This window comes from Niveispirillum sp. CC-CTL257 (assembly GCF_059489915.1).
Window position 1 is genome coordinate 886,374 of sequence record NZ_JCAJXE010000003.1, and the last position, 14,117, is coordinate 900,490.

The 14,117-nt window shown below is 61.3% G+C and carries 11 protein-coding genes; 10 read left to right on the forward strand and 1 reads right to left on the reverse strand.

All coding sequences use genetic code 11. The annotated features are described in order from the left end of the window. Window positions 1-37: 37 nt before the first annotated feature. On the reverse strand, window positions 38-421 hold the full coding sequence (locus ABC729_RS20630; RefSeq protein ID WP_495609482.1) for a hypothetical protein: 384 nt from the start codon (window positions 419-421) through the stop codon (window positions 38-40). 282 nt (window positions 422-703) lie between these two features. On the opposite strand from ABC729_RS20630, the gene ABC729_RS20635 reads away from it, so the two are divergent. The 10 genes from ABC729_RS20635 (at window position 704) to ABC729_RS20680 (ending at window position 14,053) form a co-directional block, all read left to right on the forward strand. Next, window positions 704-1,279: a PAS domain-containing protein gene (locus ABC729_RS20635; protein WP_495609483.1), complete on the forward strand. Its 576-nt coding sequence runs from the start codon at window positions 704-706 to the stop codon at window positions 1,277-1,279. A gap of 699 nt (window positions 1,280-1,978) precedes the next feature. Next, window positions 1,979-3,301 carry a replication initiation protein gene (locus ABC729_RS20640; RefSeq protein WP_495609484.1) on the forward strand — a complete coding sequence of 441 codons (1,323 nt, stop codon included), beginning with the start codon at window positions 1,979-1,981 and terminating at the stop codon, window positions 3,299-3,301. 117 nt (window positions 3,302-3,418) lie between these two features. Next, window positions 3,419-3,634 carry an alkylphosphonate utilization protein gene (locus ABC729_RS20645; RefSeq protein WP_495609485.1) on the forward strand — a complete coding sequence of 72 codons (216 nt, stop codon included), beginning with the start codon at window positions 3,419-3,421 and terminating at the stop codon, window positions 3,632-3,634. Between the two features lie 102 nt (window positions 3,635-3,736). Continuing rightward, a complete protein-coding gene (locus ABC729_RS20650) occupies window positions 3,737-4,726 on the forward strand; it encodes a ParA family protein (RefSeq protein ID WP_495609486.1) in 990 nt (329 codons plus the stop codon). Then, window positions 4,716-5,558, forward strand: coding sequence for a ParB/RepB/Spo0J family partition protein (locus ABC729_RS20655; protein WP_495609487.1), 843 nt, complete (start codon window positions 4,716-4,718; stop codon window positions 5,556-5,558). The genes ABC729_RS20650 and ABC729_RS20655 overlap by 11 nt, the downstream gene beginning before the upstream one ends. A gap of 85 nt (window positions 5,559-5,643) precedes the next feature. Then, window positions 5,644-6,297 (forward strand): hypothetical protein, encoded by a 654-nt coding sequence (locus ABC729_RS20660; protein ID WP_495609488.1) that lies wholly within the window; start codon window positions 5,644-5,646, stop codon window positions 6,295-6,297. A 446-nt stretch (window positions 6,298-6,743) separates the two neighbouring features. After that, a complete protein-coding gene (locus ABC729_RS20665) occupies window positions 6,744-7,928 on the forward strand; it encodes an efflux RND transporter periplasmic adaptor subunit (RefSeq protein WP_495609489.1) in 1,185 nt (394 codons plus the stop codon). A 21-nt stretch (window positions 7,929-7,949) separates the two neighbouring features. Then, the gene (locus tag ABC729_RS20670) at window positions 7,950-11,075 is read left to right on the forward strand and encodes an efflux RND transporter permease subunit (RefSeq protein WP_495609490.1); all 3,126 of its coding nucleotides are present in this window, start codon (window positions 7,950-7,952) and stop codon (window positions 11,073-11,075) included. A gap of 5 nt (window positions 11,076-11,080) precedes the next feature. Then, window positions 11,081-12,469, forward strand: coding sequence for an efflux transporter outer membrane subunit (locus ABC729_RS20675; protein ID WP_495609491.1), 1,389 nt, complete (start codon window positions 11,081-11,083; stop codon window positions 12,467-12,469). 564 nt (window positions 12,470-13,033) lie between these two features. Next, entirely contained in the window at window positions 13,034-14,053 is a 1,020-nt protein-coding gene (locus ABC729_RS20680; RefSeq protein WP_495609492.1) for a glycosyltransferase family 4 protein, read from the forward strand. Window positions 14,054-14,117 lie beyond the last annotated feature (64 nt).

Sequence of the window (14,117 nt, forward strand, 5' to 3'; positions counted from 1 at the left end):
TATGAAACATTGTGGAACAGGATGAAGGCAGGGAACGTCAGCCCTTTGGCGGCCCCCGCGCACCCAATCCATGTACCCAGACCGCCACGTACCGAATCAATGCCGGTACCAATATCATCGGCACCCGATCCCACGGCCATGACGGGAGAGGACCCGCCTGCTGAAGCGGTCCCAGCGGCGTCGGCAGCAGGCCGAACGGGCAGGCCAGCGTATGATCAACCGCTTGGGTATCGGCCTCGCCCGGCACAACCTGGACCACGCGGCACAGTGTCAAGGACAGGGTGCCCCGTCCCAAGGCGGTTCTATCGGGCATATAGCCGCGTGGCAGCAGGGCAATCAGTATCAGCACCGGCAACAGCGTCCACGCTGTCCAGTCCCGCCAACCATCCTGCCGCATGATCATGGCGCCTGTCATACCCATGCGATGCCATGCGGGAGGACCGCTGTCCAATGTTCTGTTGTCGCAAGCCCAACGCGACTTAATACAACCGGCTGCTCACCGATGGTCGGCCCAGCACCGCGCCCGGTTGGACAGCAAGTCATAGGCTGCATACAGGACGAGACCGTTGATCTGTACGTTGCTTAATCCTTCTGGAGATGCGACGTCGCAACAAATGTGATGTTAATTATCACTCTTAATTACTCAACATCTGTTGCTACCTTATGCCCGACAGTCCATTGTGAACGGACGAAAGGTTTCATCATGGGCATGCTGATCTTCTCCCGTCTGGCCGCGCCCTTTGGCATGTGGGAAACCCACGCCAGCGAGCCTTTGCAGGACACGCCGGATATGATGGTGGAATTGCGCGACCAATGGCGCGAATGCGCCGCCGGCCCCGCAATACCGCGCGCCCTGGACTTTACCCCGGTTGCCCTGCGCAGCATCGCCAATAACCTGGCCCTGGTGGATCTGCGCCTGGGCGTGGAGCAGGCGCGATATTTGTGGGCGGGGCAGGGGCTGGTGAAACTGTTCGGTTCGCCGCTGACCGGCAAGCTGCTGTCACAATGTTATAGTGGCCAGACATTGGCCGAAGTGCGCGACGCCTACCGTCGCATGCTGGATCTGGCTGGCCCCGTTTTCTCCGACCGCCGCTTTCGTGTCTTCACGGAGAAGCTGGGCTATCACCGCCTGATGCTTCCTTTGCTTGACGATGCGAGCGAAGTGGGATTCGCGATGCTGATGATTCTACCCAAGGGAAATCTCCACACGGCCAGCGATTGGCGCTGCCTGGAGATGGAATTGGACCTTGTCGAGGCCCTGCGCAGCACAGAGCGCTGACCCTTTCCTTACGGTTTGGGGGCAGGGGCCGCATCTTGGAGACTCGGCCGATCCTTACTCTTTGGGGGAGAGCCATCTCGCCCCGAATGCTTACCGCCCGGGGGATAGCTTCCTTACCGCTTGGGGACCCAAAGCCCTTGCGTTTGCTTATTTGTTTCCGAGTCTCGGGGCATACCAGGCAGAGGCCGGCTTTCGAGTCTCCTTACGGCATGGGGGAAGCTGTTACTTACGGCATGGGGGCTTGCCAGGTCGCACAAAATAGGCCCCCAAACAGTAAGGATTCCCCCAGGGTGTAAGGACTGGCACAGATGATCGCAGTCGGATTCGACACTACCCCAAACGGTAAGGATAAGGCGTTGCGATTCGGGGCCAAACGAACCCACCGACAATTCCGGATAATGCCTCCCCATCTCCACTAGAATTCTCAATCAACCCAAAAAACTGACCTGTTTAGTGTTCTAAGATTCTAATAAAGATTCTAGGGACCGGAGAAGCCCGGAATTGCTGGGGTTTTTGGGCATCATCCTTACAGGACGGGGGTATCTTTCCCCACTTCCCGGGGGCATTTCGCCCACGCCCCAGGGCGTAAGCGTGTCCCCCATCCGGTAAGGCATGGAAATCCCTGTGGAAAACACCTTTCCTTACTTGCGTCGGCTGTAAGGAAGGGACTAACTTCGGTGCCAAGAGAAGGGACCCGCCATGCCACCCAGCCGCCGCAAGACCAGCAGTGCCGAACCGGCGCGGGATGAGCCTTTGGCCGCCATCGTACCCTATGTTCCCTCGGCGGGCGACAGCGGCGTGGTGATTGATCTGGACGGCAGCTTGGTGGAAAGCAGCCGTGGCGGGGAGAATATGCCGGCCCTGGATCGTATGGGCCAGACGGCGCGTGTGGCCGCCGCTACCTTCGAACGGGACGGCTACAAGCACCTGATCAAGGCTGCGGAGGCGGTCTACTCTTACCCTGCCAATGGGTCGCGTCTGTCATTGCCGGCTCAGAAGATGCTCAATTTCATGATCCATCTGGCCGGCAGTCAAAACTTCGCCAACAAGCTCTATCGTTTGCCGAAAAAGGTGGTGCGCGGCAATCACAAGGGCAATGAACGTATTTTCGACGCTTTGAAGGAGATTTACGAAAGCTCTCTGGTGGTCATTGGTCCCTTCCGTGGACGGCGCAGCCGTGCGGAACTGCGCATCCTGTCCTCCTATGTCCGACCGGAAGATGAGGTGGAGATCGACAGCGCCGATATCCATTTCCAGTTCACGGACGCTTTCCTGGAGCTGCAACGCTCCTCCCAGCTATGGGCGCGTCTCTCCGGCCCGGCCATGGTGAAGGTCACCAGCACCTATGCACTGAAACTCTATGAGATCGGGATGCAGCGCTATCAGATGGATCATCCGTCGTTGACGCTGGATATCGAAACGCTGCGCAAGCTGCTGAACGTGCCGGAGGGAGCGTACAAGGATTTCGGCATCCTGCGCACCCGCACCATCGACCGTGCCATGGCGGAGGTCAACCAGTTGGCCCCATTCCGGGTGGAGATGCCGGAAGAAAAGATGAAGCGGAAGGGCCGCAAGATCGAGGAAGTGACCCTCGATTTCCACGCCAAGGATGAGGATGAGGCCGCCGACACCTTCCTTGAACGTGAGCGGAGTTCCACTGGCCGCAAAACACGGCGCGAGGCGGGGGAGGGGGCTGCACCCATCCTGACGGCCACTCCGCGTTCCCTGCCGGAACCCGCGCCGTCTCTGCCCGACGCTGATGATGCGGAGGCGCTGTGGGCCGCCGCCCGCCATGCATTGGGTCAGAAGCAGGTGCCGTCTCCCCTGCTGCGGGATCTGTCGGTGGTAGGGATTGAGGAAACGACGCGTGGTACCCGCAAGCTCGTCCTGTGCGCTGGTCACGCTGCAACAGCAGACACGGCCCGGCGCAGCCATGAGGCGACCATGCGGTCGGTCCTGTCCTCCCTCACCTCCGGCAGCATTGCAGAGGTGGAGTTTCTATCTGCACGCACCGGTCGATAATCAAAGCCCATATTCAAGAGGTGCACATTGTGGCCGGTGCGCGATGTGCAATCGGCACGTCAGGTACCCTGACAGCCTGCATTATTCTCCCCGTCAACAAATCATGACGGGATGCGGATGATGGATGTGAAAGACTGTAACGGCAATATCCTGGCCGAGGGTGACAGCGTCACCCTGATCAAGGACCTGAAGGTCAAGGGTGCCAATGTCACGCTGAAGCGCGGCACTGTCGTGAAGAATATCCACCTGACCGACGATCCAGAGGAGATCGAGGGCAAGGTGGAAAAGGTGAAGGGTCTGGTGCTGAAGACCTGCTTCGTGAAGAAGGCCTGATCCGACGCCTGTTGACGTCCTACAACCCCACCAGTTGACACACCGTCAACCAACCCCTATGCTCGCCACTAAGGAATAGCCACAAGCTTTTGGGGGCGCAGGATGGACGGTGCAGCGTTGAGGGCCGCGCGGGAAGCGCGCGGTGATACGCAGCAGGCCTTTGCTGACTGGCTTAACGCCCGCCTGGGCCGCCGGTATGACAAGGGCCGTGTGTCGCGCTGGGAAGGCGGAACGGAGAAAATCCCGCAGGCGGTGGCCGATATTGTTGATACGCCGGCCCGGCGGCAACGCGACCGGGCTACCGTCATCGCCATTTCCAATCAGAAGGGCGGGGTGGGTAAAACCAGCGCTGCGGTGAACATTGCCGCCGCTCTGGCTGCCCTGGGGCAGCGCGTGCTGCTGGTTGATGCCGACCCACAGGCCAGCGCCACTGTGCATCTGGGTATCAGCCAGGCCGAGGCGTCGGACGCGGGGCGGACCACCTATCACGTCATGCTGAAGGATCAGCCCGTATCCGGTGCGGTGCTGCCGGTCTGTGACGGGCGGTTCCATCTTCTGCCGTCCACCATCCTGCTGTCAGCGGCAGAGACGGAACTGATGGCGGAGCCCATGGGCACTCTGGTGTTGCGGGAGAAGTTGTCCAGCGTGGCGCGGTCCTATGATTACATCCTGCTGGATTGCCCCCCGCACCTGGGAATGATGACCTTGAACGCGCTGGCGGCGGCGACAGGCGTGTTGATCCCTGTGCAGACCGAGATGCTGGCCATGATGGGGGTGCCATTGTTGTTGGACACCATCGCCAAGGTTCGGCGGCGGGGTAATCCCGACCTGTCGATCATCGGTATTCTGCCCACCATGTTCACGTCCCGCCATACGCAGGACCGCGCCACCCTGGCCGACCTGACAGAACGGTTCGGCGGGTCGCTGCGCATCTTCTCCCCGGTGCCGCGTTCTACCATTTTCCCGCAATCAGTGGCCGCCGCACAGCCGACAGTGGATGTTGCGTCAGACCCCGCCATCGTCGCCCCCTTCCGGGAGGTGGCCAGCTCCCTGCTTGAAGCCGACCAGACGGAGGAAGCCCGTGTCGCGTAAGCTCGCCCGTACCAATCCGGCGCTTGCCCCCGCCACGCCGGCTGTGCCGCGCGATTCTGGTTTGAACCGGCTGTTCGGGACATCGGCTGATTTTCCGGAACTGGTGGAACTGGACCTTGATCAGGTTCACCCCAACCCGGAACAGCCGCGCCGGCATTTCGATCCTGTGGCCTTGATGGAATTGGCCGACAGCATCCGCCATAATGGCCTGTTGCAGCCGATCCTGGTGAAGAAGCACGCCGAGGGCGGCTATATCATCGCCGCTGGCGAGCGTCGCTGGCGTGCCCATGGCCTGTTGGGCAAGCCCACCATCTTCGCGGTCATCACCAAGGGTGACATCGAGGAAGTTGCCCTGGTCGAAAATCTTCAGCGCCGGGATCTGGACGCGCTTGAAACCGCCTCCGCCCTGGCCCGACTGGGCGAGCGGCACAATTACGCGCAGGAACAGTTGGCCGCCGTCGTCGGTCTTTCAAAGTCTGAAGTATCCCGCCTGCTGGCGCTGCGCGGATTGCCGGAGAAGGTACAGGTCGAATACCCCGCCTTCCGGGACAAGGTGACGAAAAGCCACCTGTTCGTTCTGGCCGATACGGAGGGGGAGGATGCGCGTTTGGCCCTGTGGGCGCGTATCAAGGATGGCGCAACCATCAAGGAGCTACGCGTCGCTAAGCAGAAGCCGACAGAACCTGTCGCGGAGAGCCCGGTGATTGCCGTCGCCCTTAAGTTGGGTCGCAGCCTGGACAAGCTGTCGCACCGTGCAGGCAAGCTGGCTGTGGAAGAGGTCCAGAGCCTCACGGTCCTGCGGGACCGGATTGATCGGTTGATCAACGGCTGAACTTGCGACGTCGCAAGTATTCCCCCAAACGGTAAGGATTATCGATTCTCCCCCAAGGAGTAAGGATTGCATGACAATGCGTTGGATGCTGACGGCAGCGCTGACGGTGACCCTGGTTACGAACCCCGCAATCGGCCAGAATCGGCCCACCGTGGCCCCTTTGGCGCCGACCGCTGCCGCCAAGCAGGCGCAGGTCGAAGGCTTCCGCAATGCTCGCTTCGGCATGACCGAGGCACAGGTACGCGACGCCATCGGTAAGGATTTCAAACTGTCCGGAGAGGCGATCCAGCGGATTGAGGAGCCGACAGAACGCACCACGGCCCTTCTCGTGAAGGTCAATGACCTGCTGCCGGACAGTGGACCGGCGGTGATTGCTTACCTCTTGGGGTACAAGACGAAGAAGCTGTTCCGGGTGAATGTAATCTGGGGGCAGGAGATTGGCTCCCCCACCAAACCGGAGCAGATTGTTGGCACGGCCAATGCCTTGCGCAATTATCTGTTGGGTCAGGGATATCGTCAGGAAGGGCTGATCCTCAATCAGGCGCTAAGTGACGATAATGTTTTGGTTTTTCAAGGTACAGATGAACAGTCCCGCCTGACCGAACTGATTCTGGGGATCACAAAGAAGTCGCCGGCCAAGCCCGACGCTCTGCCCGAGGTCACTGGTGCAAGCCTTCGGCTTTCCTATGTGGAGAAGCCGAAAGATCCCGATATCTATCGGGTGCCGGGCGGGTTCTGATCCTTACTGCCGGGGGGAATCCTTACGGCTTGGGGGATTGTGCTGTCTGGTGCTAAAAAAGATTGAGTACCTTGTCGGATTTGCCTGTCGCCATCCGTCTTCCTCATATCAGCCAGCATTTGGGCGGGAGGAGACGGCTTTGCGCACAGAAACAGGCTTTCTGATACCCGAAATTTTGCAACACGGGTCTGCCGACCCTTTCGCGTCTTCCTTGTGATTGGGATCACATGAACTGATCCATCTTCACCTGATAAAGACCGAAATTCCTTCAAGGCCGCTGTTTCGGCAGGGCGGTCTTTGCAGGGCCGTGACCTTTATCACGAAAGTGCTAAGTGCCTCGGCCTGCTTCGGCATACCCAAGGGCCGTCATTCATGATACATCCGCGACCGGATGTAATTTCGTGACCGGCTCAACCGGCAACAATAAAGTTCAAGGAACACTTGTCATGCGCATGACCACCCGGCTTTCCGGTCCCCTGTTTCTCCTGGCACTGACGCTCACCGCTTGTGGTCAGGATGGCGGCAGTGGTGCAGGTATGATGGGTGCGATGCCGCCGCCGGAGGTGGCTGTTGTCGCTGTTAATCCTGCACCCTACACGCTGACGACCGAGTTGACCGGGCGTGTGACGGCTTACCGTGTGGCTGAGATCCGGCCACAGGTATCTGGCATCATCAAGGACAGGCTGTTCACGGAAGGCAGTGAGGTTAAGGCGGGGCAGCCGCTTTACCAAATTGATCCCGCCACGTATCGCGCGGCCCTGGCGCAGGCTCAGGCCGAATTGAAAAGTGCTGAAGCACAACTGACATCGGTGAAGGCGCGGGCGGGCCGCTATAAGGAACTGGTGGCCGTAAAGGGCGTCAGCCAGCAGGAATATGACGACGCGATAGCCGAATTGGGCGCGCGGGAGGCGGCGGTGGCCGCTGCCAAGGCCGCAGCAGAGACGGCGCGCATCAATCTGGATTATGCGGGCCTGACGGCCCCCATCGCGGGCCGGGTAGGCCGGTCGCGCGTAACGCCGGGTGCCCTGGTGACTGCCGGTCAGGCGGAAATGCTGACCAGCGTCACACAGCTTGATCCGATCTATATCGACCTGACCCAGTCCGCCGATGCCGTAGCGGCACTGCGCCGCCAGGTTGCGGCGGGGGAGGCGACCATTCCCGAAGGCGGCAAGCTGAAGGTGAAGTTGATCCTGCCTGACGGCACACCCTATGCCGAGGATGGTGCCCTGGACTTCTCCGACATTACGGTGGACGAGGGGACGGGTACCGTCGGCCTGCGCGCCACCTTCCCGAACCCGCGCCTGGAATTGCTGCCGGGCATGTTTGTCCGCGCCGTAGTCGACCAGGGTACTCGTGCCGATGCCATGCTGGTCCCGCAGCAGGCGGTGTTGATCGGTCCTGGCGGCATTGCCACCACCATGGTGGTTGGCAAGGAGGACAAGGTGGAGATCCGTCCCGTCACGGCGGCCAAGGCTGTCGGCGACCAGTGGGTGGTGACCAAGGGCCTGGCGCCGAAGGAACGTGTGATCGTTCAAGGTGTGCTGAAGGCAGCCCCGGGTGCCCCGGTCAAGCCCGTGCCCTATAATCCGGCCCCGGCCGCGGCGGGTGCCGCGCCGGCACCGGCGCGCTGATCATTCCTGGAGAGAACCGAAATGGCGAAGTTCTTCATTGATCGCCCGGTCTTTGCCTGGGTGATCGCCATCGTCATCATGCTGGCGGGCGCACTGTCCATCATGCGACTGCCGATTGAGCAATATCCGGCCATCGCGCCGCCGGCCATCGCGGTCAACGCCTCCTATCCGGGTGCGTCGGCTGAGACGCTGGAGAAAACCGTTACCCAGGTCATCGAGCAGAACCTGAAAGGTATCGACAATCTGCGCTACCTGTCCTCCAGCAGCGATGCGTCGGGCAGTGTCACCATCACCCTGACCTTCAATGCGGGCACCGATCCCGACATTGCGCAGGTGCAGGTGCAGAACAAGGTGACGCCAGCCTTGTCTTCGCTGCCGGCGGAGGTGCAGCAGCGCGGCGTGATCGTGACCAAGTCATCCTTCAGCTTCCTGCTGGTCGCGGGTTTTGTGTCGAAGGATGGAAGGCTTGACGGCAACGATCTGGGCGATTTCGTCGCCTCACGCGTTCAGGACCCGATCAGCCGCGTGAACGGTGTCGGTTCGGTACAGGTGTTCGGTGGCGGCTATGCCATGCGCATCTGGCTGGACCCGGTCAAGATGGCTGGCTTTGGCATCACTGTGGATGAAGTTGCCGCCGCTGTGCGGGCGCAGAACGCCCAGGTTTCCGCCGGTCAGGTCGGCGGCACGCCGTCGGTCAAGGGTCAGCAGTTGAACGCCACGGTGACGGCGCAGAGCCGTTTGCAGACGCCCGAGCAGTTCCAGGCCATCCTGGTGAAGTCGGCCCGCGATGGTTCCGCCGTCTATCTGCGCGATGTCGCGCGGGTGGAACTGGGGGGCGAGAGTTATGATTTTGTGTCGCGCTACAACCGACTGAATGCGGTTGGTCTGGCCGTGAACCTGGCCACCGGTGCCAATGCCCTGGAAACGGCGGAAGCAGTGAAGCAGGCGATTGAGGCGCTGCGCCCCAGTTTTCCGTCCGGCGTCGATGTCGAATATCCGTATGAGACGACACCGTTCGTGAAGCTGTCCATTCATGAAGTGGTGAAGACGCTGGCGGAAGCCGTCGTCCTGGTCTTCCTGGTGATGTATCTGTTCCTGCAGAGCCTGCGGGCAACGATCATCCCCACCATCGCCGTGCCGGTCGTGCTTCTGGGCACCTTTGGTATCCTGGCGGCCTTTGGTTTCACTATCAATACGCTGACCCTGTTCGGTGTGGTGCTGGCCATTGGCCTGCTGGTGGATGACGCCATCGTCGTGGTGGAGAATGTGGAGCGTGTGATGGCGGAGGAGGGGCTTTCGCCCCGCGAAGCCACACGCAAATCCATGGAGCAGATCACGGGCGCGCTGGTCGGCATCGGTCTGGTTCTGTCGGCCGTGTTCATTCCCATGGCGTTCTTCCCCGGCTCAACGGGCGTCATTTATCGCCAGTTCTCCATCACCATCGTTTCGGCCATGGCGCTGTCGGTGCTGGTGGCGCTGGTGCTGACGCCGGCCTTGTGCGCGACCATCCTGAAGCCGCAGGACCATCATGAACGCGGTGGCTTCTTTGGCTGGTTCAACCGTGGTTTTGGTCGGGCCAACCGTGGCTATGTCCAGGCCGCAGGCGGTGTGCTGAACCGGAGTAAGCGGTTCCTGGTGCTTTTCGCGGGTTTGGTAGCCATCCTGGGCTTCCTGTTCGTGCGCCTGCCCACGGCCTTTCTGCCGGAAGAGGATCAGGGCATCATCTTCGCCATGGTCATGGCACCGCCGGGCTCCACCCAGGAACGCACCATGCAGACGGTCAAGCAGGTTGAAGATTACCTGCTGAGCCAGGAAGGCCATAACATCAAGGGTGTGTTCTCTGTCGGCGGTTTCAGCTTCGCCGGTCAGGGGCAGAATTCGGCCATGGTCTTCATCAATCTGAAGGACTGGTCAGAGCGCAAGGGCGCGGACAATACCGCGCAGGCCATCGCGATGCGCGCCATGGGGGCCTTCATGGGCCTGAAGGATGCCATGGCGTTTGCCTTCACGCCGCCGGCCGTACTGGAACTGGGCAATGCCACGGGCTTCGACTTCCAGCTTCTGGATGAGGCCGGGTCAGGGCACGAGGCGCTGCTGGCTGCGCGTAACCAATTGCTGGGCATGGCGGCACAGCACCCGGCCCTGGCCGGCGTTCGCCCCAACGGTTTGGAAGATACTGCCCAACTGCGCGTTGATGTGGACAAGCCGAAGGCGGCGGCACTGGGTTTGCAGATTGCTGACATCAACAGTACGCTCTCGGCCTTCTGGGGTTCCACCTATCTTGATGACTTCGTCGATCGGGGTCGTGTGAAGCGTGTGTTCTTGCAGGCTGATGCACCGTTCCGCATGCTGCCGGAGGATATCAACATGCTGCATGTGCGTAACGACCGTGGCGAGATGGTGCCCTTCTCCGCCTTCGCCACCGCGCACTGGACCTATGGTCCGCCCAAGCTGGAGCGGTTCATGGGCACGGCGTCCATGAATATCCAGGGGCAGCCTGCACCGGGCTACAGCTCTGGTGAGGCCATGGCGGCCATGGAGGAACTGGTGAGGAAGCTGCCGCCGGGCATCGGCTTCGCCTGGACGGGCCTGTCATTCGAAGAACGGCTGTCCGGTGCGCAGGCGCCCGCCCTCTATGCCATTTCCCTGCTGGTCGTGTTCCTGTGTCTGGCGGCCCTTTATGAAAGCTGGTCCATCCCGTTCGCGGTGATGCTGGTGGTGCCGCTGGGCGTGCTGGGGGCTGTGGTCGCGGCCAGCCTGACCGGCATGGCCAACGACATCTATTTTCAGGTGGGCCTGCTTACAACCATCGGGCTTTCCGCCAAGAACGCCATCCTGATCGTGGAATTCGCCAAGGAATATTACGACAAGGGCATGGATCTGGTGGAGGCGACCTTGGAAGCCGCCCGTCAGCGCCTGCGTCCCATCATCATGACCTCCCTGGCGTTCATTCTGGGTGTTTCGCCGCTGGCTTTGGCATCCGGTGCCGGATCGGGCAGCCAGAACGCAATCGGTATCGGTGTCGTCGGTGGCATGTTGTCGGCGACGGTGCTGGCCATCTTCTTCGTGCCGATCTTCTTTGTCGGGGTGGAAAAGCTGGTTTTGCGCTTTGGCAGCCATAAGAAGCCGAAGGCGGGGCAGGAGTGATCAATATGAACAAGCGTCTTATTCCTCTGACCCTCCTGCCTCTGCTGCTGGCCGGGTGCAGCATGGCCCCTGACTACCAGGCCCCGACCACGGGTGTTGCCGCTTCCTATCCCCAAACGGGGGGGCAGGCGGCACCCGTGGCTGATCTGGGCTGGCGCGACTTCTTCCTGGATGAAGGGTTGCGCGGCCTGATCGATCAGGCGCTTGCCCAGAACCATGATCTGGTGGCGGCCACTGCAAATGTGGAACGCGCGCGGGCGCTCTATCGGGTGCAGCGGGCCGATCAACTGCCGACCGTGGCAGCCGGAGCGTCGGCTACCCGTGCGCGGGTGAATGAGCCGGTGACCCAGACCGGTAACCAGTATCAGGTCAATGCCGGCATCACCGCGTTCGAGCTGGATTTCTTCGGTCGCGTGCGCAACCTGTCGGATGCGGCCCTGGAAAGCTATTTCGCGACCGCAGCGGCACGGGAGACGGCGCGTCTGGCCCTGGTGGCAGAGGCGGCGAACGCCTACCTGACCCTGCTGGCGGACCGGGAGCAGCTGGCCCTGACGGAGCGGACCTTCGGCACGCAGAAAGAAAGCTACGACCTCGTCAAGCTGGCCTTCGACCGGGGTGCCCGTTCCCTGCTGGATCTGCGGCAGGCGGAAACCGCGCTGGAGACGGCGCGGGCAAACCTTGCCGCCTTCCGCCGTCAGGTGTCGCTGGATGAAAACGCCCTGACCCTGCTGGTTGGCAGTCCGGTTACCGTGCCAAGAGACAAGGCTCTGGGTGAGGAGGGGGCCTTGCTGGTGCCGGCCCTGCCAGAGGGGTTGCCGTCTGACCTGCTGACCCGCCGGCCGGATATTGCGCAGGCCGAGCATAATCTGCGGGCCGCCAATGCCAATATCGGGGCCGCCCGTGCGGCTTTCTTCCCGCGTATCGGCCTGACCAGTGCGCTGGGGACCGCCAGCACGTCGCTGTCGGGTCTGTTCGAGAGCGGTAGCAAGGTCTGGAATGTCGGGGCCGATGCTAGCCTGCCCATTTTTGATTTCGGTCGCAACCAGTCGAACCTGGATGTCGCCAAGGCAGAGAGAGACATCGCCGTCGCCAATTATCAAGGTGCAGTGCGCACCGGCTTTCGCGAGGTCGCGGATGCGCTTGCCGCTCGGGCGAGCCTGGACGATCAGGTCAAAGCACAGACTGCCCTGGTGGCGGCCACGCGGGAGACCTATACCCTATCCAAGGCCCGATATGACCGTGGCGTAGACAGCTATTTGCAGGTCCTGGACGCGCAGCGCAGCCTTTACGCTGCCGAAAGCGGCCTGATCGTCCTGCGTCAGCAGCGGCTGTCGAATCTTGTCACCCTTTACAAAGCCCTGGGCGGTGGGTTGTCCGACCGGGCGCCAGCCTGAGTCGCTGTCTGACGACTACAGCCGTATGGCTCACGGTTTCGGCAGTGCAACAAATCCTTCACGCCAGGGGCGGTCCCGTACAGACGGGGCCGCCCCTTTCTGCTTTTCAGCACTGTTCCACAAAACCGAGTCGTCGCTGCGGCTTGCGCGACAAGGGGTGTTTCCCCTTACCGGACTACCCCGGAAGTCCTTGCCTTCCGCCATTTTAACCATCTGACCCCTGCGCAAAGGCATAGGGTCCCTCGTCTAAAGACTGTGCCTTTCCGGCATCAGATATGATAATCTCTATGTCAGTAAGTTGTTTTTGTCGGTCTGCGCTTCCAACGCAGACCTTCCCTACGGTAATGTCTTCTCGATAGGTCGGGGCCTATGGTAAACCACCATCGGCTTCGGCACTGCGGTACGAAGGGGCGGACCGCGGGATAACCTCAATAAGGAGTGCCTGTTTCAACGGTGAATTTCCGCTTGCCGTCGATTTCGACGGACCCATGGCGGGGGTTCCGGTGTTGTTGACAGTCAAACTCGCAAACCCGCGCCTGAAGGGTGGCAAAATTGGAATATCCTTTGGCCCTTATCCTGCAGATCGCCCTATCTGCCCTCATCTGCTTCGCCGCGAAGCCCATCGGCAATGCCCTTGGCATCATGGATAAGCCCGACAGCCTTCGTAAGCTGCATCGTGGCGCGGTGCCCCTGGTTGGGGGGCTGGCCATTCTGCTGCCGGCCATGCTGATTGGCGGCGGTCTTTCCTACATAGATGGCGTTGGTCTGCATTGGGTTATCGTCCCGGTGATGGTTGTGCTGTTCGTCATGGGCATGGTGGATGACCGGCAGCATCTTCCTCCTGTTGTGCGCCTCTCCATCTCCCTGGTGATGTTCTCGTTCGCCATCATCCTGGCCCCGCAACTGGCGTTGACCTCGCTGGATTTCGGCGATGGCATGCGTGTGGATATCCCGCCCTTCATGGGGGCGATGCTGACCATCATCAGCTTGGTCGGCTTCCAGTATGCCTTCAACATGAGCGATGGGGCAAATGGGGTGGCGTCGGGCATGGCCATGATCTGGGCCCTGTTCTTCGCCATGGCCGGCACCGGCACGCTGTCCATGCTGGCGCTGCTGATCGTGGCTGGCGGCGCCGTGTTCCTGGCCTTCAATATGCGTGGCCGCATTTTCCTGGGTGACAGCGGTGCTTATGGCATCTCTGCTGTCATGGGTCTGCTGGGTTTGGCCATTACGGGCCATGCGGAGAGCAGCCTGACCAACATGCAGCTGATGGGCCTGTTCCTACTACCCGTGCTGGACTGCCTCCGCCTAATCGTCAGCCGTCTACGCGCTGGTCGCGCCCCGTTCTCTCCTGACCGGGAACATCTGCATCATTATCTGCTGCGCTGGCTGGTGTCGCCCACCCGCACTGCCTTGGCCTATTGGTCCATGGTGGCCCTGCCCAATGCAGCGGGCGTGCTGGTCGGCGGAATTTCCGGTTTTGCCGTGACGGTCGTGCTGACGCTGATCATGTATCGTTTTGCTATCGCCCGTACAGCGGCGGTACCCGCCCCTGCCGCAGTTGTCGGTGGCGAGGTGCGTTGAGCTTTCGATCCCGCCGGGCTCCTCCCGAAGCGGTTTCACTGTCAAGCGGCCGGGGGTTTTCCCG

Bases quoted from the DNA above. Each gene is read 5' to 3' on its own strand.
- ABC729_RS20630 (WP_495609482.1), bottom strand. From the start codon at position 421: ATGGGTATGACAGGCGCCATGATCATGCGGCAGGATGGTTGGCGGGAC.
- ABC729_RS20635 (WP_495609483.1), top strand. From the start codon at position 704: ATGGGCATGCTGATCTTCTCCCGTCTGGCCGCGCCCTTTGGCATGTGG.
- ABC729_RS20640 (WP_495609484.1), top strand. From the start codon at position 1,979: ATGCCACCCAGCCGCCGCAAGACCAGCAGTGCCGAACCGGCGCGGGAT.
- ABC729_RS20645 (WP_495609485.1), top strand. From the start codon at position 3,419: ATGATGGATGTGAAAGACTGTAACGGCAATATCCTGGCCGAGGGTGAC.
- ABC729_RS20650 (WP_495609486.1), top strand. From the start codon at position 3,737: ATGGACGGTGCAGCGTTGAGGGCCGCGCGGGAAGCGCGCGGTGATACG.
- ABC729_RS20660 (WP_495609488.1), top strand. From the start codon at position 5,644: ATGCTGACGGCAGCGCTGACGGTGACCCTGGTTACGAACCCCGCAATC.
- ABC729_RS20665 (WP_495609489.1), top strand. From the start codon at position 6,744: ATGCGCATGACCACCCGGCTTTCCGGTCCCCTGTTTCTCCTGGCACTG.
- ABC729_RS20670 (WP_495609490.1), top strand. From the start codon at position 7,950: ATGGCGAAGTTCTTCATTGATCGCCCGGTCTTTGCCTGGGTGATCGCC.
- ABC729_RS20675 (WP_495609491.1), top strand. From the start codon at position 11,081: ATGAACAAGCGTCTTATTCCTCTGACCCTCCTGCCTCTGCTGCTGGCC.